This is a genomic window from Arthrobacter sp. TMT4-20 (assembly GCF_054510775.1).
Window position 1 is genome coordinate 251,664 of sequence record NZ_JBTNDW010000001.1, and the last position, 20,997, is coordinate 272,660.

Below are 20,997 nucleotides of genomic sequence, written 5' to 3' on the forward strand. Positions count from 1 at the left end.
CGCGGTCACGGCACCTGACGCCCCTTGAGCCATTTGGTGTGGATGGGGGTGGAATAAGCGAGGCCTGAGGTCAGTTTTAGCGGTGGAAGACTACGCGCACGAGTGAGAGGGCAGAATGCTGAGGACGGTCGTGATCGGAGCCGGGCAAGCTGGCCTGTCCGCGGCATACTATCTGCGGCGGCAAGGGCTTGAACCCGATGAGGACTTCGTGGTCCTGGACGCCAATGACGGCCCCGGTGGCGCCTGGCGTCACCGCTGGCCGTCACTCACCTTCGGCACTGCCCACAATATTCACGACCTGCCGGGCCTTGAGGTTGGCATCCCCGACCCGACCGAGCCCGCGTCGTCGGTGGTCAGTCGCTACTACGGCGATTATGAAAGGCAATTCGACCTCCCGGTACACCGCCCCGAGGCGGTCACCGAGGTGGTGTCCCCCTCCCCAGCCGGTCCATTGCGAGTAGTAACCCAGTCAGGCAGCTGGGATGCCGAGCTAATCATCAATGGCACCGGGACCTGGGACCGGCCCTATTGGCCGTTTTACCCCGGCCGGGAGCTGTTCCTGGGGAGCCAGCTTCATACCCACGATTTCCAATCTGCGCGGCACTTCCGTGGCCTGCACGTGGTGGTGGTGGGGGCGGGGACGTCAGCGGTCCAGTTCCTGCTCCAACTTGCCGACGCCGGCGCCACAACGTCCTGGGTCACTCGCCGTCCGCCGTCCTTCACCGGGCGGGAGTTCAATGCCGAATGGGGCAGGGAAGTCGAAGCCCGGGTCAACGAACGAACGGCGGCCGGACTCCCTCCTGCGAGCGTGGTGTCGACCACTGGTCTGCCACTGACCCGCCAATATCAAGACGGGATAGCTGCAGGGATCCTCGTCTCGGTGGGTCCGATGCGGGCTGTCACCCCAGAGGGCGTCCTGTTGGCAGACGGGACAGAAGTCCGCGCGGATGTCATCCTGTGGGCCACCGGGTTCCGTCCGGCACTGGACCACCTCGCTCCGCTGAAATTACGGGAGGCCGGGGGCGGAATCCGGATGAAAGGGGTGCATGTGCTCAAGGATCCACGCGTGCTGTTGGTGGGGTACGGTGCCTCGGCCTCAACACTTGGCGCTACCCGCGCGGGCAGGGCGGCCGCAGTCGCCGCTGTGAAGCGACTGCGGGAGGTGGGGAGCCTGAGGGCTGGCGTGGCATCAGAAGATCAGGTTCAGTCCGTTCCACCCAGTGCCCACCTGCATTCGGGGCAGCCAGCCCCCTGAGCCGTTGCCCGGATACAGCCACAGAATCCCCCGGCTGTCACGAGCAAGGACATCGGCGGTGCGATCCCCGTTAAAGTCGCCGGGGCTCATCACCGCTGTCATCGAGTTCCAGCCGTGCCCCACCCTCGAGCGAGGCAGCCATCCCCCTGTGCCGTTGCCCGGATACAGCCACAAATAGCCGTTCGCTTTGTCGCGGGCCAGCAGATCAACCCGGCCATCGCCATTGAAATCACCGGGACCCACAATGGCGTTGAAGGCATTCCAGCCACTACCAACCCGGACCCGCGGCAGCCACCCCCCGGACCCATTTCCCCGATACAGCCAGAGGTACCCGGTGGTCCGTTCCCGGGCGAGAACATCCACAAACTGGTCTCCGTTGAAATCCCCTGGCCCAAGGATGCTGTTGAAAATGTTCCAGCCACTACCAACCCGGACCCTCGGCAGCCACCCTCCTTTGCCGTTGCCCCGGTACAGCCACAGATATCCGGTAGCCGCCTCGCGGGCCAGCACATCAGCGGGACCGTCGCCATTGAAGTCACCCGGTGTCTCGAGAACGTCAAATCCGTTCCAGCCCGACCCGATCCGGACACCACTCCACGCAGTGCCATCTCCCTTTCCGCGGTACATCCGGAGATCACCGGTCGCTGTGACGCGAGCCAGGATGTCGTTGTTCCAGTCACCGTTGAAGTCGGCGGTGGAACGGGACAGCGTCGATGCTGGAATGGCCAGGGGTGTGAAGGCGTAGGGCTCGCAGGTCAGGTTGTAGTCCCGGGTGTCGTCGTACCACTGGGAGAGATAGACGCGCCCGCCGGAGAAACTCGGCTGCCGGCAGCGGTCCAGGGCCTCGGTGGGATAGTCCAGCCTCCCGGCCGTCGCCCACACCGGCACCCCGGGAAGTCGCCAGGATCCGGTGATCTCCGCCCACCCCGAGGCATAGGAGTAGAGGCCGTAGGAGAAGCCCGCATCGCGGAGCCCGCGCATCAGTCCCTCGATGATGAGCCGGTTGTCGCGTTGCTGCGCCGTGGTGCTGGTGGGCCACGGCTGGGCTGGCCGGGGTTCGACGTCGATCCACACCACCGGTGGCCGGAACCCTATCCGGTTCATGCTGGCGACGGCGAACCGCGCTTCCGAGTACCCCACGTTCGATAGCCGACCCGCACGGGTACTGCTCGCCCACGGCCCTCGTGCACCATAGGTATTCAACTGGGCAGCAGTGGGAAACCCTGCCATTGCGTAGCCGTGGGTCGACTTGTTATTGGTTTTGGTCCAGGTGACCTGACTTGCCAGGCATGGGTTTTCGGTGAAGGGCAGACCCTTGGTGAGTCCGATAACCACGAACTGGGTTGACGTCGGCGGCATAGGCAGGCCGAAACCGCCGGCCGCTGGTGGGCATTGGGGCCAGGAGATATCGTGACCGTAAAGGGGGGCGGCCTGCGCAGGGGGTGCAACTGTCACGAAGCCGAAGAGAAGCGCCAGCGACGTTCCAATCGCCAATGCCATCCGTCTGAGCGAGCGAGCCATCATGTGAACCACCTCATCCAACTAGATCATTTTACCGCCGATCAGGGGTTTGGGATGGGTCAAATTCCCGCCAATTTGATCGTTCCGAAGTCTCAGCGGGTCAACTCTGAGCGGGCCTCGGCGGTCACGGCGATGGGGATCCCCTCCGGTACGAGAAAGTTCACGACGGGTGGATGGACAACCGCAGTCAACACCACCTGGGCCGTCCTGTTGTCAGGTGCTCCGGTCCCCGGGTCCATCGTCAGCCCGTCGAAGCGTGCGCTGGCACCGGTCAGGTGAAGGTACTCCTGCACCGTTGTCCGGACCAGCGTGGCATCCAGTGCTGGCAGGGGGGCCTCCGCACCCGGAAGTGGCTCGGCCAGTCTGAAGGTGTCGGCGGCGGTCAGGGCCGCGCCGTCGGCAACTGACAATAGCTTTTGCCGGTCGAGGTAAACAGCCGATGCGGCGAGCACCACGGTCAGAATTAACAGGGATAAAAGCAGGTATCCGATCACCATGACTATGACCTGCCCCTCCTCGGGTCCGGAAGCATGAACTTCCCGGACCGAAGGGAACTTAGGGCGGGTCATCTGAACCGTTCCACCAGTTGTGTCGCCGACGAGTCGACGACCACTACCGAATCGTCGACGCTGTGTCCGGGCGGCATGAACGGCAAGTTGATGCCGAGCCGGACACCGACCGTCACCCCTGAACCGGGGGTGAGGCATTCACCGTTGCAGTTCACCTCGATCTCCGCTTCCGACGCGTCGAAACCGAAATCGTTCAGGACGAGGATCGCTGCCTGATGCGCCTGAAAGGTTGCCTCAGGCAGCGATTCCTCGGTGACGTAAATTTTGGCTGCCTGATCAGCGGCCCCGACCACGGCGAAGGAACCCGCCTGTAACCGACCAATGGTCAGGACAAAGTAGATCACCGGCACCAGCAAAACGAGTCCGAGGAAGACAAATTCGACGACGGCGCTCCCCCTCTCCTGTTCAGCTGTCGGTGGGCTCGCGTGGAAGCACCGCATGACCAGTCACCTCCAACACTCCCGCGGGACCGATCAGGCCGATCACTGGCAGTGGCGCCCGGACGGTCACCGCCAGCAGCGACAATCCGTTCTGGTTGATTTCGTCGACGGAGATTTCCTCGGCGTATCCATCGCTGAGTGCAGTGGAGATGATGACTCCAGTTCGCTGTTGCGCGTCGGCTGCGGTCCGATCAGCCAGCGTTCCGTAGCGTGCCCCTGACGACGCCGCATCAATCAGGGTGTTCCGGACGTGAAGCACCAGGGTGAGCTGGATGACCGCAACGAAAATGACGGTCAGGAGTCCCCCGATCAGTGCGAAGTCCACCACCGCTGCCCCACGCTCGTGGCTGGTATTGCCGTCCGGTTCTCTCCTCACCGCTGGCCGATCAGGGGCTGACGCGACTGATCGCATCGTTGAAGAGGTTCTCCAATGCGGGGCCGGCCAGAGCGAGCAGCGCTGCTACCAGTACCGCGGACATTAGGGTGATCATCACCCAGCCGGGAACATCTCCTCGCTCGGGCGGGTCATCCGCTGCGTTGTTCACCGTTCTCACCAGCCGGGTGAGCGCGAGCGCCAGGTACAGGTGAAGAGCTTGCAGGATCCGGTAAATGATTCGGTTCAGTTTCACTTTTTCCTCTTCCGTCGACACTGGTGGGTGGATTACAGGCCAAGGCTGATGAGTGCGATGCCTGGGTACACGGCAAAAAGGACCGTCAGGGGAAGCACCCCAAAAACCAGGGGGATCATCATGGCGATCTCCTTCTTCCCGGCTGCTTCCATCAACTCGCGTTTGGATACATCACGGACGTCCTGCGCCTGCGCCCGGAGAACATCGGCGAGCGGAGTTCCACGCTGCACAGCGACAGTGATGCCATCCACAAAACGCACCAGTGGTGTCAGCCTGGTCCGGTTCGAAAAATCCTGCAGAGCAGTCATTAGCGGCGACCCTGCTCGGGTTTCCGCGAGCACCCGCTCGAACTCCCGGGAAAGCTCCCCGTTAGATGTTCGACAGATCCGCTCGAGGGCACCCGTCGCGCTTTCGCCTGCGCTGACCGCGAGGGCCATTAGCTCGGCCAGGCTCGGGAACTCGGCCAGCATCCTAGCTTCCCTTCTCCGAATCTGGACCGACAGGAAGTAGTCCCGCAACACGTAGCCTCCCACCGTGCACCCGATCACGATGGCTACAGCGGGAAGCGGGCCGATGCTGCCCGACATTGCCAGGGATACCATCAGGAAAGTGGATGTGCCAAGGCCGAAAGCTGCCCACAGTATTTGCTTGGCCCGAAAGTCGGCCACCTGTTGTTCCTGACCCGCCTGCGATAGGCGTCTCGCGAGGGCTGCGGATGCCGGGTTGAACCGGCCCAGCCAGCGGACGACGTCGTCCAGTACCGGCCGTGCGATGCGCTCGATTGGCCCAAATGGGCTCACTGATGACGGCGGTCCATCCAGTAGCCGGGAACGAACGTCCACTGATTTCAGCTGCGGTGCTACACGGTCAACGAATCGTGCTGGTCGAAAGAAGGGGACCCGCACCAGAATGAGCCAAAGACCAGCCCCGAGGGAGCCGCCCATCAGGATGGCCAGTGCCTGGTGGTCCATCATCGCAGTACCCGTTCGTCCTGGGGCAAGGCGCCGATCCGGAGCATAATCCGGTAGCAGACCACCGAAACCACCAGACCGCCAATTAGCACTCCGGCACCCGTGGCGGTGTTATAGGCTCTTACCGCTTCCGGGCGGGTAGCGAGCAGCATCAGCACGAGCCAGGGGGCAGCAACGGCCAGCCGCGCAGCATTGATGGTCCAGGACTGGCGGGCTTCCAGTTCGCTTCGTGTCCGGGCGCTATCCCGCAGAAATTCCGCGAGCGTGCCCAACAGCCGTCCAAGGTCGGAGCCACCTACATCCCGAGTCATTCTCAGCGCCTCGATGATGCGATCTGCGACCGGATCAGCGAGTCTGGCTTTCAACCGCTCCAGGGCATCATCGAACCGGGCGCCCGCGCGGTAGTCGTCGCTGAACGCGGTGAAGGCATGACGCAGCTCTGTAGGACCCTTCTCGCCCAGTTGGCTGATGGCTTCGGGCAGGGACAGCCCTGCGCGGATGGCTGATCGCAAGTGATCGACGACGTCGGGCCAGAGTTCTCTGAGTGAAGCCGCCCGACGACGCGCGTGCCACCTGACGACTCCCACGGGTAGCAGCGAACCGAACAGACCGAAGCAGGCCGCGATCGGAGGAGACCCTGTGAGGACGAGCACCGCAAGGAAGACCACCCCTCCGATGCCCAGTGACGTGGCAATCAGGCCTCCCGCTGAGACAGCTTCGATACCCGCGCGCAGCAGCAGGTCGTCAACTCGGCGGTTTCGGCGAGTAGTCTGCTGACTTTTGCGCGGTTCAGCCCAGAAGGACCACCAGATCATGAACAGACCCGTTCCGAGTCCTGCCCCGATGACCGTAGTCATGTCGCTGGTTCCAGGAGGCGGGCAATCTGGAAACCTGCACTGGCGAATTTTTCTTCGGAGGGCATGGCGGACGCTGTGACAACGAGGTCACCGTCGACTCTTTGAAACACGGTCGATGATTCGATGATGCCGTTTTCCACCCGCCTGCCGAGGGACAGAATTTCAGTGACCCTCCTGCGTCCGTCTCGAAAGCGTTCGCAGTGAACCACGAGATCGATGCATGACGCCACAGTGGGCACCACAAAAGCACTAGAGATGTTGTCGCCGGCCAGCAAGGGAAGAGTGCAGATCTTAGTCACTGCGTCATGGGCGCTGTTGGCATGCACGCTGCACATCCCCGGCAGCCCAGAATTAAGGGCGACCAGCATGTCAAGGCTTTCCGCCTCACGAACCTCACCCACGATCAGCCGGTCGGGGCGCATCCGAAGCGCTTCTTTGACCAGTCTCCGGAGCGGAATCTCCCCCTGTCCTTCCAAATTGGGTGGTCGGCATTGCATTCCCACCACGTCTCGCAGCGGAAGCTTGAGTTCGAAGATTTCCTCGACCGTCACCACCCGTTCCCGGGAGCCGATACTCGAACCGAGACAGTTCAGCAGGGTTGTTTTACCGGCCTGGGTGGCGCCCGACACCAGGATGTTCAGCCCGCTCACTACCGCTGCGTCGAGGAATCGGGCAGCTTGCGGCGACAGGGTCCCCAACCCGACGAGGTGTTCCAGCCGGGTCGCTTTGGCAATGAACTTTCGAATATTGACTGACCAATGACGGCGCGTCACATCCGGGATGACCACATGGAGGCGTGATCCATCAGGCAGTGCCGCATCCACAAACGGAGAGGATAGGTCGAGCCGTCTGCCCGATGATTTGAGCATGCGTTCGACCAGGTCGTGGATTTGCTGCTCGCTCAAAACCAGCGAGGTCAACTCTGATTCACCGGATCGCGCCACGAAAATCTCGGTAGGTGAGTTGATCCAGACCTCTTCGACTGTCGGATCATCGAAGAACGGCTGCAAGGCGCCAAAACCGGCGACGGCGTCGAACACGAACTTCCGCGCCACGTCGCGCTGCCCGAGTTGTGGGAGTGTACCGAGCATGGTGCGCTCGTCGTAATCGTCAACGGCGGCCTGTACCAGGCGCAACACCTCATCACTCTGCCGGGCCGGGTCTAGCCCACGACGGCGGATGAGCTCACGAACCTCATCCTCGATAATGCGTACGGCGTCCATAGGAGTCCCTTGAAACAGGGCAGCCCGGCCTCTGGGGCCGGAACGCCCGAGACCGTGGGTGTAACCGGTGAATGCACTACAGGATAGGGGAAACAGGGGTCTTCGCCCACCCCCTGGTCAGGCGCTGTGGATAACGATCACCCTTGCCGTCACAGCTGCATCTGTAGTCACATCAGTAACAGTGGGCTATCCTCGAGGGGACGACGCCCTCTCTCGCCTCGGGCTCGCATGACTCGGAGACTTTTCTGTGAACCACTCTCGCGCCTCTACTGTCCTTGCCGCCGCATTCCTTACCGCAGCGTTAGCTGCTGGGTCGGTGCCAGCCGTCGCCACCCCGCAACCCGTCCCACCAGAACCGACCATTTCGGCGCCGGCTGACGCAACGCCGCCCGAATTGACACCTGCTGGTCCTCCTGATGGCCCCACGACGCCGGCTCCTGCCGAGCCGGAGATCGTCGATCCTGAGATCGTTGATCCGGCGGCGGGGACTCCGCTGCCCGGCGAGGTGGCGCCCGCAGAGATTGCACCTGAAGAACTTACCGCTGACGAATTAGCCGCGGATCCTGAAGCACTTGCGAAATTGATCGGTCCCCATGGTGCGAGCCTGGGGCAAGGCGCCGAGCGGATCGCCGAGTCCGGAGATCCGCAGATCCCAACCGCCCGGGAACTTCAGAACCAGTCAACTTTGAGCGACGCGCCTGCAGCAGCTACCGATCCTGCGGCGGTGAACCTGTGGCGCCCCCAAGGCACACTGGGCGTTGACGTCAGCAGCTACCAGGGCAACGTCAACTGGGCAACCGCCTGGAACCAAGGCTCGCGATTCGCCTACACCAAAGCCACCGAGGCGACGAGTTACAAGAACCCCTACTACACCCAGCAGTACACGGGTTCGGCAAGCGCTGGCATGGTCCGCGGCGCCTACCACTTCGCCATCCCCAACGTGTCCTCCGGAGCTGATCAGGCGAATTACTTCATCGACAACGGCGGCAACTGGACCTCGGACGGTAAAACCCTTCCGCCACTGCTCGACGTCGAATACAACCCCTACCCGTCGCTCGGAAACTCCTGCTACAACATGAGTCCCTCGCAGATGGTGAACTGGATCAGGGACTTCTCGAACACGATGCTCAACCGCACCGGTCGCGTGCCCATGATCTACACCACCACCGACTGGTGGAACAGGTGCACGGGAAACTCAACAGCCTTCGCCAACCACCCGCTGCACATCGCCTCCTACAACAATGTCGGCGCGGGCACCCTCCCCTCCGGCTGGAACAAGTACAGCCTCTGGCAGTACACCAGCAAAGGTCCAGTGGTCGGCGACTGGAACGTCTGGAACGGCACGTCCGCCGCCCTTCAACGCTTCGTCCGGAACGAGGCAGCGCCAGCTCCGGCACCCCAACTGCCCTCAATCCGTTCAACCGCCGACGTGATAGCAATCGACAGCGCTGGCAAGCTCTTCAACTATCCGAGCACCGGGCGCGGCTCACTCGGGACCAGGGCACAGATCGGGACAGGTTGGGGATCCGCCAAATCAATTCACCAGGTGGATTGGAACGACGACGGAGTCCTCGACATCCTTGCCCAGTGGAATAACGGCCGGCTGAGCGTTTACTACGGGCAGCCAGCAGGAGGATTCCAACCGGCCATCGTTCTGGCAGCGTCAGGATGGGGTGGCATGCAGCTCTCCGTTGGCGATTGGATACGTGGCGCCCGCCCATCCATAACGGGCGTCCGTGCGGACGGCTCACTCCATTACTGGGCGCAGACCCGCACCGGATCCTTGGCTGCTCCTCGCCAAGTCGGCCACGGGTTTAACGGAATGCAAATAGTGATGACCGATTACGACACGAACGGCACCCAGGATCTGCTCGCTCGCAACAGCAAGTCACAGCTGGTGTTGTACAAGGGCAACGGCGACGGTCGCTTCGCTCCTGCGTCGAGGCCGGTAGTTGGCTCAGGGTGGGGAAAGATGGTGACTCTCAACGCGGTGTCGGGCTTCAAGGGCAGCGGCACTCAAGGCATTATTGCCAAACGCAACGACGGCAATCTGTATTACTATTCGATCGTGGACGGGGCCCGGTGGGGTACCTCAGGGCAGATCGGCCACGGCTGGTTGTCCATGAGGATCACTGGCGCTCAAATCAACTAAGCGGTAATCAGCACCCGAACGCGGCGCCCGGCCAGCGCCGCGTTCGGGTGCTTACCTGCGGGAGCCGCGTTGTTCGATCACGGCCGAGTACAGGTCAAGGAGGGTCGCCACACCAACCTTCGCGTCATGTACCCGCCCAATAAATCCCGGCCCATCCTGGACGGAAGCAGCTCCCCGAACGTCGTCAATAACTGAGAAGACGCTGGCGGCGACCGCTGCTGGCCCGGCGGCGCCCAACAACTGGAGCAGCGGATAATACTCAGGATTGGCGCTGCTCACGACTGGTACGCCGGTAGCTAACGCCTCAAGTTCGCTGACGCTGAGGACGTCAGTCATTTGCCCAATGACCACCGACGCCGTCGCCAGCCACTCACGGTAGTCATCGTGTGGCATTTTCGGGACGAGGGTGACGCCCACATTCCGGGCTTCTTCCGTCTCGGACCCCCAGTCCAGTCCTAACAGTTCAAGGTCCGGTCGTTCCCGCTTCAGGCGTGCGGCTACCTCAATCTGGGCTTCAGCACCCTTCACCGGATCCCAGCGGGACGCGAAGATCACGCGGCCCGTCACTGGTCGCCACCGCGGGGCTCGGTCCAATCGCACCGTCACGGGAAGGTACACCGCCCGGTCTGTGAGATTCTCGACGTGTTCCCTTAGATCAGGGGTCGAGTAGAGAACCCGATCGGCGTGTTCAGTGCCATAACGCAGCTTCGGAGTCCAGTCCTCTTCGTACTGGCGGGTCCGCACGTCAGTACCGTGAAGGTGAAGGACCCATGGTGACCGCAGCCAGCGCGCGTGGGGAGCCAGTCCGCCAGTGTGAATATGAACGACGTCCGAACGCGCGCTTTCCAACGCTAACGTCGCATCCCAGGCAACCGGACGCGTTCGTTTTACGATGTGTCCCAGCGGGCCCGACCACTTGCGCCTGTAATACCAAGGAATTCCGGTCATCCTCCAAGGTTGGCCCATTTCGTTGGCCATATCCACCAGGTTCCGGCCCACCATTGCCGCATCATGGACGTGGAGGGCTCGTATGTGATTCGGGTATCCGGACACTATGCGATACCGCTCAGCTTCTTGACTGCCTTGGCCCAGATGATCGATTCATTCGCCGCACCAAGGATCTCGGCGTTCTCGTGGGAAGCCTGTTTCATGGCCGCAATTTCCTCGGCTGTGGCAGCCACGAGCAGTTTCGCTGACGTCTCGGCGTCAAAATCCTCCGCAACAATGCCGATTCCGTATTGGTTCACTATCCCAGCCATCTCTGTCGATGGGCCGATGAGGAGGGCAAGACGGGCCTGGACGAATTCGAAGAGCTTATTCGGCAAAGCGTGCCGCATGTTGAAGTTTAGTGGCGGGCACAGGTAGAAACCTACGTCGTAACCGTGCAGGAAAGGCACAATCTGATCGAAACTCACTGGGGGCAGTACCCGGACTGCGTTGTTGGGTATGGAATCTGCCAATGCTGTGAGCTCGTCAATATACTTTTGCTCCCCGGGAACGAGCACCACGTCGAAGGTGGCAGTTCCAGGTTTGATCTCGTTCGCCCGCTTGACGGCTTCCATCATTACTTCGATTCTGCGGCTTCGCCCAGCAGCCCCAGCATGGACCAGGCGTAACGGCAGCTTCACGGGCGTCGGGGAGAACCGCGGATCGTATGGAGAGGCATTCTTGACAACTCCCGGCTCTGGAATTCCGTATACCTTTGCGTACTCCTCAGCGATGCCCTTAGCGACAGTTGTCACGGAATCGGCTTTCGTCACATACTTGCGGCAGGCCCAATTCATCATGGGGCCGATAAGCAGGCGCCAGACGATCTTGTCCTCTCCCTGCCGGGGTGCGTACTCATGCAGATCGGCATGAACACCCAGACGGGGGCGCAGGGCGACCGCCAAGGGCACGGCCAGTGCGTCGTTAGCCACGACGACGTCAACGCTGCCTGCGGGCACAAGCCGACGAACCAATTTCACACGTTCCGAATCGAAATACAGCCGTTCATGGAAGCGAGCGCCCAACAATAGACCGAGGTTGACCGATCCAGTCCTCAGCCGCTCAAGGTTCCTCGGTACCTCAAAATGCTCCACGGCCCCTTCCACCGCTTTCCCATAACCGCAAGTCACGACGTCTGCGAACTCACTGAACAACCGAATCTGGCGCAGAACACGCGGATCCCTTTGGATCTCGGAAAACGATAGAACAAGAATTCGCGGTCGAACCGCCGGGGCAACTGCTTCGGTCATTTCTTCACTTTCATTGTCGGTGCGTGGGTCGGTGTACCGTTCTAGCTATTGTCCTCGGTCCAGGAGCGCCTTGACCGCATCAGTCCAGGGTGCCGACAGGGTTTCTGCGCCCAATTCCTTCGATGCGCCGTGCGATGCTCGCTTCTTCTCCGATACCTCGTCGGCCGTCAGTCGAAGCAACAAGTTGGCTGTCGACTCAGCGTCGAACCCCTCGGCCACCCACCCGACACCGTGACTGATCACCACCTGCTCCATTTCGGGCGACGGCCCGATGATCACGGCGAGTCGAGCCTGAATGTATTCAAACAGCTTGTTTGGTAGTGCGTATTTCAGATTGAACGTGGTCGGCGGACAGATAAACAGCCCCACGTCGTAGCGATGCAGCAGCGTGACTATCTGGTCGAATCTGACGGGTGGTATTACTCGGATCGCCTCACCCGGGACAGCATTCGCCCGTTCAATGAGCTCAGCTATGTAAAGCTTCTCGCCGGGGACCAATACCAGGTCCAACGTAGCTGTCCCAGGCACTTGGCGGTTTGCCTCCGCCACCGCGTCGATCATCACTTCTACCCGCCGGCTTCGTCCGGCCGCGCCGGTATGAACGATACGGAGCGGGCTTTCCACCGGGGTCGGGCTGAGTTGGCTCTCATAGGGTGCGGCGTTGGGAACAAACGATGGTTCCGGAAAACCGTAGACCTTGTTGTATTCCCGTGCAATCCCCTTCGCGACAGTCGACGTGGACGATGCTTTGCTCACGTACCGCCGGCACGCCCAATCCATGAAGGGTCCCACGAGGAGCCGCCACCGACGTCGGTCCTCACCCTGGCGGGGTGCGTACTCGTGAAGATCCACATGCACGCCCTTGACCGGCCGTAAGGCGAACGCCAGAGGCGCCGCTATCGCATCGTTGGCGATGATAACGTCAAAACTGCCTTCAGAAACCCTTTGCCTGACGTAACGCACTTTTCCCGACCCAAAGTACAAACGCCGATACATTCTCAGGATGCTGAGGGAGACCACCAACTTGTAGTTCAGGCGCCAGGGCTCGAGGCTCTGCGGTATTTCAATATGATCAGTTACACCCGATGGAGCACCCCCATATCCACACGAAACGACATCGGCGGAACCGCGGAGCAGGCCGATCTGCCGAAGAACCCGGGGGTCGCGTTCGATCTTGGAAAAAGACAAGACGAGGATGCGCGGACGCACTGTAGGTTCGCGGATATCGGTCATATCAATTCACTTTCAGCGCCCCATCAGGATCGCGGATCGCAGGTTTAAAGTGCTTCGGATCAAGCCAGACCTGCAAGAGCCGCTTGCTCGGCAAAGTCGGGCATTTGCGCGACCACCTCGGAGAAGGTTCCCTGGGCTGCGAGACGACCATCGGCGAAGAAGAAGACAATGTCGCTGTCCCGGATCGTCGAGAGCCGGTGTGCGACGGTGATCGTTGTGACGCTCCCGGCCAGGTTCCTGATGGCCTTGGTCACGGCAGCCTCAGTGGTTGTGTCGAGGGCGCTTGTCGCTTCATCCAGCACGAGGATTGCCGGGTCGGCGTAGAGGCCACGGGCAATACCGAGGCGCTGCCGCTGTCCACCGGACAGTGCCATTCCCCGCTCGCCGGCGGCACCGAGGATGCCGTCGGGCCGAGCCTCAACAGCGTCGAGCATTTGGGCACGCTTCAGTGCCCGTCGAACACGGTCCGGATCGACCTGATCCGGATCCCAAGTGAGGGCCACGTTTTGGGCGATCGATGCGTCGAACAGGGATACTTCCTGCGGTACGTAGCCAACCCGAGACCTCCAGGAGTGAAGGACCTTACGCATTGGAATGCCGCCGATCAATACCTCGCCGGAGCTCGGTAGCAGCAGGCCAAGTAGGAGGTCGATCAGCGTGGACTTCCCGGCACCCGATGCGCCGACGACAGCGACGCGCGAGCCGGCGGGGATGGTCAGGCTGAGCTCGGAGAGTGCCGGAGCTTCAGTATTGGGATAGCTGAAGTTGACGTTCTTGAGGACAATGTCCGGCACGCCCACTGGAAGTTCAGCCTGATCGGGTTCGTCCTGCTCTTTCGCACGGGCTTCCGACTCCCGGATGTCGGTGAGCACCTGCTCGGCGAAGGGTGTACTTGAGTGAACCATCGACAGGATCGCTTGAAACCGTGTCAGTGACGGAATAATCCGAAAACCTGCCACACCAAATAGCGCAACCGCAGCCAATGCGTTGGTCACCGGGTCTATCCCTGCTGGGCTGGTGAGCATACCGATGGCGCCTACCAGCATGAACCCGCCGATCAGTGCTGATTCGAGGACAAACCGTGGCACCTGGCTCAGGAAGGATGCCATGGCCCTCGCCTTGGAGGAGTGAATCCGGTTGCTGTGAACAGCGCGTTCGACGTCGTCAGTGGCGCCTTTGAGGGTGACTTCCTTAAGCGCACCAACTGCCTCAGTCAGCAGTCTGACAGTCTTGAAGGAGAACTGCCGGTTGCGGCGGCCATTGGCTACTGCCCTGCGGGAAATAACGCGGGACAGCAGGACCGCTACCAGCCCAAGGTAGATGACTGCAGTTGTGGCGGTAATCCAGTTGCTAACAAAAAGCACCATGAGGACGGCCAGTACTGAAACAATTTCTCCGGCGAGGGTCATGGAGGGCATCAGGACGCCGGACACCGTGATTGACACTCCGGAATCGACTGAACGCACCAGTTCCGCCGAGTTCCGCTTGAGTCGGTCCACCCACGGAGCTCTCATGTACGCAGCGAGCAGCCGGTCGCCAATCGCCACTTCATGGGAGGCGAAACGGGACGTGGCGAAACGCAGGAGCAGCACATTCAACGCGCTCTTAATGATGACCAGCGTGCAGAAGATCGCCAGAACCGTGATGTAGTCGGGCACGGAATCGATGGTGCCGAAGGGGCCCAGCTGGACCGAATTACCGGTGATGATGCTCGACATGACGATGGCAATCAACCCGAGCGCGACGACGTCTATGAGCGACAGCAAAGAGGAGAGGATAGCGAACCGGATGAGGAATTGCCTGGCAGAATCCGGGAGTACAGCCAAAAGCTGCTTGTTAATCTGTATCAGTGATTTCATATCTTTTGGAACCTTAGCCTAGTTGCCGTCGTGAGGATTCCCGGAACGGGTTCCCTGCGCCTCGGGTGGCTGAGTCCCGGTCTCCCAGATCCTCGGGGTCTCGTCTAGAGCGATCCGACGGGCTAGCTTGGTCATGGACTCTTCCATCCTGCGGTAACGCTGTGCTGTCGATGCCATGAATACCAGGAAGCACACAATGAGGGCGTACAGAACAAGGTCTGTGCCCCGACCAATTCCAAACGCTTGCGCCACGCGGGTCAATACGACGGGAAAGAAAATCGACAACGCTGCGACGAGGGCGAATGCGAGCAGCAGGATACGGCGGATCGCCAGGTGATGGGCATTAGCTCCCCCCCGCATCAAAACGAGGGAGCCCAGAATTACGGCAAGCACGAGGACGATCTGAACTATGAACAGCATGAAAGTTACCTAAGGAAGAGGTCGGCCAAAATATTCACGCCGTTCAGGAGTGATTGACCTTTGGACTTCGAATATTCTGTATACACGATCTCCACCGGGTGTTCCACGATCGTGGGCTTCAGCTCGGCCAGCTGGTGGATCAACTCTGACGCATGAGCCATCCTGTTTTGCCTCAGATGGATCTGACGGAGGGTGGCGGCATTGATGACGCGAAGACCATTGTGTGCATCGGTTAGGTCGATACCCGTCGATGCACTCGATTGCCAGGCAACCAGCCGCAGGACTACACGTTTAAGCGGAGAAATCTTGGTTCGGTCATCGAGAAAGCGCGACCCTAGGACCACATCAGCCTCACCGGCGGTGAGTCGAGCCAACATATCTGTAGCGTCTTGCACTCGATGCTGACTGTCAGCATCGAAAGTGATAACCGCATGCAGCTCCGGGTCCTGCAATGCGTATTCAAAGCCGGTTTGTAGTGCGGCGCCCTGGCCCAGGTTCACCGGGTGCCGCACGACTACCGCACCGGCTTCGGTGGCCACTCGTGGCGAGTCGTCGGTACTTCCGTCATCGATGCAGACGATATGAGGAAAGTGGGGAAGGAGCCCCTTAATAACGTCGCCGACAACAGTGGCTTCGTTATACATTGGCACTACAACCCAGGAACGGCTCATCAATTCAGTATCGCATAGCTACTGTCGAGGACCTGCCGTGGACGGGTCGCGTCTAAGCTGAACCAATGAGCTTTCCACCTGAAGACGACGGCGGCCAATAATGAGGCCACAGATACTCTGCATTTCCTTCTCCGACATTGATTCGGATTCGCGGGTGCTGCGGCAGTTAAGGCTGCTACGCGAGGCAGGCGACGTAACAACAGTCGGTTATGGCTCTGCCCCAGCCGGAGTCAGGGAACACCTCGAAATCGATTCCGCCCGCCCCTCGCTCCCACAGACCGTGCCGGGGGTAGCCAAACTCGCGCTCCGTCTGCACAAAGCGGTCGAGTTGCGCTCTCCGGCCGAGCAGGATGCCCTGAAGCTGTTGTCCGGGCGGAAGTTCGATCTGGTAGTTGCCAACGAGGCGCGCGCGCTCCCCTTGGCTCATGCAGTCGCCGCTGGAGCACCCGTGTGGGGCGACATGCATGAGTGGGCGCCCGAGGAACGCACCCAGGTGCTCTCCTGGCGGCTGCTCGTCGCTCCCTATATGACGCACGTCTGCCGCCAGTATCTTCCAACTGTCAGTGCAGTGACTACTGTCAATCACTCGATCGCTGATCTCTATAGGGATCGGTTCGGAGTACCGGTAGAAGTTGTCCGTAACTCCCTGCCTTTCACCCAGCTGGAGCCGTCGCCCATGGAGTCCGGCACCATCCGTTTGGTACACAGCGGGGGCGCCGTGCCCGGACGCAACCTTGAGAGCCTCATTAGCGCCGTCGCTCAGCTGGATGACCGGTTCACCCTCGACTTTTACCTCGTGGAAGCGCGCGACGGCGGCAAGTACCTCCGCGCGCTGAAGGGCCTGGCTGACGATGACAGCAGGATCCGATTCCATCCCCCGGTGAAGCCCGAAGAGCTGGCCCGCACCCTCAACGCCTACGACGTCGGCGTCTACCAGCTGCCCCCAGCCACCACCAACCAGCGTCTCGCCTTGCCGAACAAGTTCTTCGATTTTGTCCAGGCACGCCTGGCATTGGTTTTTGGTCCCTCCATCGAGATCTCGCAGCTGGTCCGGCAGCACGACCTTGGTTGGGTGACTGATGATTTTGATACCGAGTCCCTGGTCAAAACCCTGAGAGAGCTCACTCCCGAGGACGTGCAGCGATATAAGCACAACTCTCACGCCGCTGCGGCAGTGCTCAGCTCCACCGAGGACGAAAAAACTTCCCGAGCCATCATCGACCGCCTACTCAGAGCCAGTAGCTAATCCGCCAGTGGACTCGGATTCTCTCAGCCTTCTGAAGTATGGTGGCTACTGTTCCAAAATCGATGACCCAGGAGAATAAATGACGTGGTGGCAAGCTGCTCCCACAATCCTCAGTGCCCTGGCATTGATGTTCATCCCCGGCTACCTCATTGCCCGCTCCTGCGGCAGTAGGGGAATCACCGCAGGGGCGCTGGCCTCCCCACTCACCATCAGCGTCATCGCGCTGGGAGCAATTGCAGCGGACCTGGTCGGAGTAACGTGGAGCCTCTGGGTATTGATCGTACCCGTCCTCCTCCTCAGCGTGGGTGGACTAACCGTCCGCCTCCTGTGGCGCCATACTCATCCCACTGCTCATTCCGCCCGCCCTGCAGCACAACAGCACTCGGTCCAGCGGTCGATCGCGTTTGGATCGGCATTGGCCCTTGCAGCCGTGTTGATCGGGTGGCGGCTGATCGAAATCATCATCTCCCCGGACAATGTCTCGCAGACTTACGACGCCGGATTCCACCTCAACGCGCTGCAGTTCATCAGCGACACAGGCTCGGCTTCTTCCCTCACGTTGGGTGGCCTGACAACCAACGGCGCTGACCCTTATTTCTACCCGGCCGCCTGGCACGGTTTCGTCTCACTGCTCACCCAGCTGACCCAGGCGAGCATACCGGTGGCTGTCACAGCCTCAAGCCTGGTGATTTCGGCAGTGGTCTGGCCGATTGGCTGCATGTTCTTGTGTACCCGGATCACGGGCAACCGTCCCATCCCGCTTCTGGTCACCGGTGCACTCTCTGCAGCGTTCGGCGCCTTCCCTTACCTGATGCTTGATTTTGGCGTTCTCTACCCGAATTTGCTTTCCATAGCGCTGCTCCCAACCTCGATTGGCCTCGCAGCCATGGTCCTGCGCCTGAGCGCCGATAACCACGAAAAATGGGCAGTGAGTCTTCTGGGGTTCTTCGGAACGCTTCCCGGGCTCGCTTTGGCGCACCCGAGCACTCTGATGGCTCTTCTCGCCCTCATGTTGCCGATGGGCGCCGTCGCCCTTGTCCGGCATTGGCGTCACCTGCACCACACGCAGTCGAAGGCGTGGAGATATCTCCCCTCAGTTGCCTCGCTGATCGTCTACGCGGTGGCTGTGTACTTGTTGTGGCTGCGGCTTCGGCCCGGAGAGGCCGCCTCCGACTGGAAGCCATTCCAAACCCCGGCACAAGCGTTCGGCGAGGTGCTCACATCAGCACCTCAAAGTCGACCCATCGCCCTCATGCTGACCATCCTCGTGCTGGCAGGAATTCTTCATGTCCTCCAGCGGAAGGGCGGCTGGTGGGGATTGAGCCTATTCGTCGTGACCGGCTACCTCTTCGTGGTGGCGACAGCCTTCCCCCAGGACGACTACCGGGCGCTACTGACCGGTGTCTGGTACAACGACAGCTTCCGACTTGCAGCACTGCTCCCGGTGACCACCATCGTTATTGCTGTGATCGGCGGTTCCTGGCTCGTCACGACTTTCGTGGCTCGGATCCAATCCTCGGCAACGGGCGCGCATCGATCCGGATACAGAGCGTCACTGCCAGCGGTTGCTGCGTTGGTGATTGCCATAGCTGTCATCACTGTCGGCTCCCAGGGCAAGCAGATGCGGGAAACAGTCACCACGGCTCAAGAGAGCTACGAGCTCACCGAAGATTCCGATTTCCTGTCCATCGATGAACGGGCACTCATTGAGCGGTTGCCGGGCCAGTTGCCCGACGACGCGGTCATCGCTGGCAATCCCTGGACAGGCACCCTCTACGCGTACGCACTGGCTGGCATACCAACGCTGACTCCTCACGTTGGCTCGACCGGAGGCGACGAGAATCTGACCATCCTGAACCGTCTTCACCTAGCTGGCTCCGACCCTGACATATGTCAGCTAGTCGAAACACTCAATAGCTACTACGTGCTCGATTTTGGGGACACAGAGTTACACCTAGGCGACCATAACTACCCCGGTGTCGAGGACATGGCGATCAAACCTGGTTTCCGGCTACTGGATTCGGAGGGCGATGCCGCCCTCTACGAAGTAACTGCCTGTTAGGTACTGGCTCCCCCGGTAGCCGCTAAATCGAGCCGCCGCGGAGATGGGCGACGGCGTCGTGAACTGGCCCGTCGAAGATAATCTTGCCGTGGGCAAGAATGACTCCCCGTTCGCAGACCTGAGCAACGAGGTCCAGATCATGGCTGACAACCACAAGTGTCTTCCCAGCCGCTGCCAACTCCATGATCTTGGCGATGCACTTCCGCTGGAACGGTTCATCCCCCACGGCAAGGATTTCGTCGACAAGGAAGACTTCCGGATTGGTGTGCACTGCGACGGAAAAGGCCAGGCGAAGGTACATACCCGAGGAGTAAAACTTCACCTCCGTGTCGATGAACTGACCGATCTCCGAGAAATCCACGATGGATTCGAACAGGTCATCGATCTGTTGCTCCGTCATGCCCAGGATGGCTCCGTTCAGATAAACGTTGTCCCGACCGCTCAGGTCCGGGTGGAAACCCGCCCCTACCTCAATCAGCCCGGCGACTCTTCCCCTGGTCCGCACTGTGCCGTCGTCCGGCAGCATGACGCCCGAGATGTGTTTCAGGAGCGTCGACTTCCCCGAGCCATTGAGCCCCAGCAGGGCCACCGACTCTCCCTGCCTAACATCCAGCGATACATCGTCCAGCGCGTGAAACTTCTTCGATAGGTCGCCTTTGCGGCCCTTGACGAGCCAGACGAACGCCTCCTTGATGGAACGGGTATGTCGCAACACGAACTGTTTGGAAATGCCGCGTACTTCGATTGCAGTCGTCACGGTCACAGCTCCTGGGCGAAGCGGCCCTCAAGCCGCCGGAAGGTCCATTGGCCCAAAATGGTTACGAGAAGGGCAGTCGTCAACCCGATCGGGAGCCACATGTCGAGCAGGTTCGGCGGCGCAGCGATCAACGGATCGGTAATCTCCGATGTGGTGGGAAGCCAGAAAGCAAAGTGAAACAGTTCAACTGCAATGGTCAACGGATTAGCCTGATAGATCACGAGCAGCACCGACGCCGTTCCTGCCGAAAATGCCGTTGCCAGGCCATCCCGGACCATGGTCCAGGTATAGAGCACCGGGGACGCCCAGGTGGCGATCATCAGGAGCATGTCGACGAAGTTCTCGCTGTCCCTGAAGTACACATTTGCGGCACCAAAGAACAATCCCAGACCGGTGGCCAGCAACGCGACAATAGTGAAACCAACCACCGCAGCAAAGAGCTGGAAGAAGCCGGGGGTCCAGCCAGCGAACAGGCAGGCCACCAGCAGCACCAGCAGTTGTGGAAGGAAATGCACCGCCGACACCCACACCGAAGCTACCGGGAACAGTTCGCGGGGAAGGTAGATCTTCTTGATCAACCCGCCGTTGCCCACCACTGACCGGGAGGCGTTACCGAGCGCCTCATTGAAGAAGTTGATCAGCACGATGCCCGAAAACAGGTAAATGGCATAATTCTCGGTGTTGCGGTTCATCCCAAGGAAAACCCCGAGCGCAAACCAGAACACCAGGAACTGCACTCCTGGCTTGACGTACGACCAGAGGATCCCCAATACGGAGCCGCGGTATCTGACCTTCAGTTCCTTGGCGACCAGAAGCTTCAGAAGGAAGCGGGACCGCAGGACGTCGCGGAGACCAGCCCCCAGACCGGGCGTGGTGAGTTCGCTGGTGCTCAACC

The 20,997-nt window shown here is 60.7% G+C and carries 20 protein-coding genes; 4 read left to right on the forward strand and 16 right to left on the reverse strand.

The annotated features are described in order from the left end of the window. Window positions 1–115 precede the first annotated feature (115 nt). Window positions 116–1,255, forward strand: coding sequence for an NAD(P)-binding domain-containing protein (locus tag ACX80Z_RS01175; RefSeq protein ID WP_459304524.1), 1,140 nt, complete (start codon window positions 116–118; stop codon window positions 1,253–1,255). On the opposite strand, the gene ACX80Z_RS01180 is transcribed toward ACX80Z_RS01175, so the two are convergent. The 8 genes from ACX80Z_RS01180 to ACX80Z_RS01215 form a co-directional block, all read right to left on the reverse strand. Next, window positions 1,190–2,779, reverse strand: a complete 1,590-nt coding sequence (locus ACX80Z_RS01180; protein ID WP_459314654.1) for an FG-GAP repeat domain-containing protein — start codon at window positions 2,777–2,779, stop codon at window positions 1,190–1,192. The genes ACX80Z_RS01175 and ACX80Z_RS01180 overlap by 66 nt on opposite strands. Before the next feature lie 89 nt (window positions 2,780–2,868). After that, entirely contained in the window at window positions 2,869–3,345 is a 477-nt protein-coding gene (locus tag ACX80Z_RS01185; RefSeq protein ID WP_459314655.1) for a pilus assembly protein TadG-related protein, read from the reverse strand. Next, on the reverse strand, window positions 3,342–3,785 hold the full coding sequence (locus ACX80Z_RS01190; RefSeq protein WP_459314656.1) for a TadE/TadG family type IV pilus assembly protein: 444 nt from the start codon (window positions 3,783–3,785) through the stop codon (window positions 3,342–3,344). Before ACX80Z_RS01190 ends, ACX80Z_RS01185 begins: the two co-directional genes overlap by 4 nt. Further along, the gene (locus tag ACX80Z_RS01195; RefSeq protein ID WP_459314657.1) at window positions 3,751–4,197 is read right to left on the reverse strand and encodes a TadE family protein; all 447 of its coding nucleotides are present in this window, start codon (window positions 4,195–4,197) and stop codon (window positions 3,751–3,753) included. The genes ACX80Z_RS01190 and ACX80Z_RS01195 overlap by 35 nt, the downstream gene beginning before the upstream one ends. Further along, window positions 4,172–4,363 carry a hypothetical protein gene (locus ACX80Z_RS01200; RefSeq protein ID WP_237715293.1) on the reverse strand — a complete coding sequence of 64 codons (192 nt, stop codon included), beginning with the start codon at window positions 4,361–4,363 and terminating at the stop codon, window positions 4,172–4,174. Before ACX80Z_RS01200 ends, ACX80Z_RS01195 begins: the two co-directional genes overlap by 26 nt. An 83-nt stretch (window positions 4,364–4,446) precedes the next feature. Further along, window positions 4,447–5,388 carry a type II secretion system F family protein gene (locus ACX80Z_RS01205; protein ID WP_459314658.1) on the reverse strand — a complete coding sequence of 314 codons (942 nt, stop codon included), beginning with the start codon at window positions 5,386–5,388 and terminating at the stop codon, window positions 4,447–4,449. Beyond that, entirely contained in the window at window positions 5,385–6,242 is an 858-nt protein-coding gene (locus ACX80Z_RS01210; protein WP_459314660.1) for a type II secretion system F family protein, read from the reverse strand. The genes ACX80Z_RS01205 and ACX80Z_RS01210 overlap by 4 nt, the downstream gene beginning before the upstream one ends. Then, window positions 6,239–7,465, reverse strand: coding sequence for a CpaF family protein (locus tag ACX80Z_RS01215; protein WP_459314662.1), 1,227 nt, complete (start codon window positions 7,463–7,465; stop codon window positions 6,239–6,241). The genes ACX80Z_RS01210 and ACX80Z_RS01215 overlap by 4 nt, the downstream gene beginning before the upstream one ends. Window positions 7,466–7,712: 247 nt before the next feature. Here ACX80Z_RS01215 and ACX80Z_RS01220 point away from each other — a divergent pair, with 247 nt between their 5' ends. After that, window positions 7,713–9,617 (forward strand): GH25 family lysozyme, encoded by a 1,905-nt coding sequence (locus tag ACX80Z_RS01220; RefSeq protein WP_459314663.1) that lies wholly within the window; start codon window positions 7,713–7,715, stop codon window positions 9,615–9,617. Window positions 9,618–9,668: 51 nt separating this feature from the next. On the opposite strand, the gene ACX80Z_RS01225 is transcribed toward ACX80Z_RS01220, so the two are convergent. From ACX80Z_RS01225 to ACX80Z_RS01250, 6 genes are all read right to left on the reverse strand, one after another. Beyond that, entirely contained in the window at window positions 9,669–10,619 is a 951-nt protein-coding gene (locus ACX80Z_RS01225; RefSeq protein WP_459314664.1) for a glycosyltransferase family 4 protein, read from the reverse strand. A gap of 50 nt (window positions 10,620–10,669) precedes the next feature. Continuing rightward, window positions 10,670–11,698, reverse strand: a complete 1,029-nt coding sequence (locus ACX80Z_RS01230) for a glycosyltransferase family protein (protein ID WP_459314665.1) — start codon at window positions 11,696–11,698, stop codon at window positions 10,670–10,672. Window positions 11,699–11,899: 201 nt separating this feature from the next. Next, on the reverse strand, window positions 11,900–13,087 hold the full coding sequence (locus ACX80Z_RS01235; protein ID WP_459314666.1) for a glycosyltransferase: 1,188 nt from the start codon (window positions 13,085–13,087) through the stop codon (window positions 11,900–11,902). A 59-nt stretch (window positions 13,088–13,146) separates the two neighbouring features. Beyond that, complete coding sequence (locus tag ACX80Z_RS01240; protein ID WP_459314667.1) at window positions 13,147–14,946, reverse strand: ABC transporter ATP-binding protein; 1,800 nt, start codon at window positions 14,944–14,946, stop codon at window positions 13,147–13,149. Between the two features lie 18 nt (window positions 14,947–14,964). Further along, window positions 14,965–15,366, reverse strand: a complete 402-nt coding sequence (locus ACX80Z_RS01245; RefSeq protein WP_459314668.1) for a DUF2304 family protein — start codon at window positions 15,364–15,366, stop codon at window positions 14,965–14,967. Between the two features lie 5 nt (window positions 15,367–15,371). Beyond that, window positions 15,372–16,037, reverse strand: a complete 666-nt coding sequence (locus ACX80Z_RS01250) for a glycosyltransferase family 2 protein (protein WP_459314669.1) — start codon at window positions 16,035–16,037, stop codon at window positions 15,372–15,374. 100 nt (window positions 16,038–16,137) lie between these two features. Between ACX80Z_RS01250 and ACX80Z_RS01255 the strand changes: the two genes are divergently transcribed. Together ACX80Z_RS01255 and ACX80Z_RS01260 are read left to right on the forward strand one after the other, a co-directional pair. Next, complete coding sequence (locus ACX80Z_RS01255) at window positions 16,138–17,283, forward strand: glycosyltransferase (RefSeq protein WP_459314670.1); 1,146 nt, start codon at window positions 16,138–16,140, stop codon at window positions 17,281–17,283. 79 nt (window positions 17,284–17,362) lie between these two features. Beyond that, window positions 17,363–19,345 carry a DUF6541 family protein gene (locus ACX80Z_RS01260; RefSeq protein ID WP_459314671.1) on the forward strand — a complete coding sequence of 661 codons (1,983 nt, stop codon included), beginning with the start codon at window positions 17,363–17,365 and terminating at the stop codon, window positions 19,343–19,345. A 22-nt stretch (window positions 19,346–19,367) separates the two neighbouring features. On the opposite strand, the gene ACX80Z_RS01265 is transcribed toward ACX80Z_RS01260, so the two are convergent. Beyond that, window positions 19,368–20,102 (reverse strand): ABC transporter ATP-binding protein, encoded by a 735-nt coding sequence (locus ACX80Z_RS01265; RefSeq protein WP_024475671.1) that lies wholly within the window; start codon window positions 20,100–20,102, stop codon window positions 19,368–19,370. 2 nt (window positions 20,103–20,104) lie between these two features. Beyond that, complete coding sequence (locus ACX80Z_RS01270) at window positions 20,105–20,995, reverse strand: ABC transporter permease (protein WP_459314672.1); 891 nt, start codon at window positions 20,993–20,995, stop codon at window positions 20,105–20,107. Window positions 20,996–20,997 lie beyond the last annotated feature (2 nt).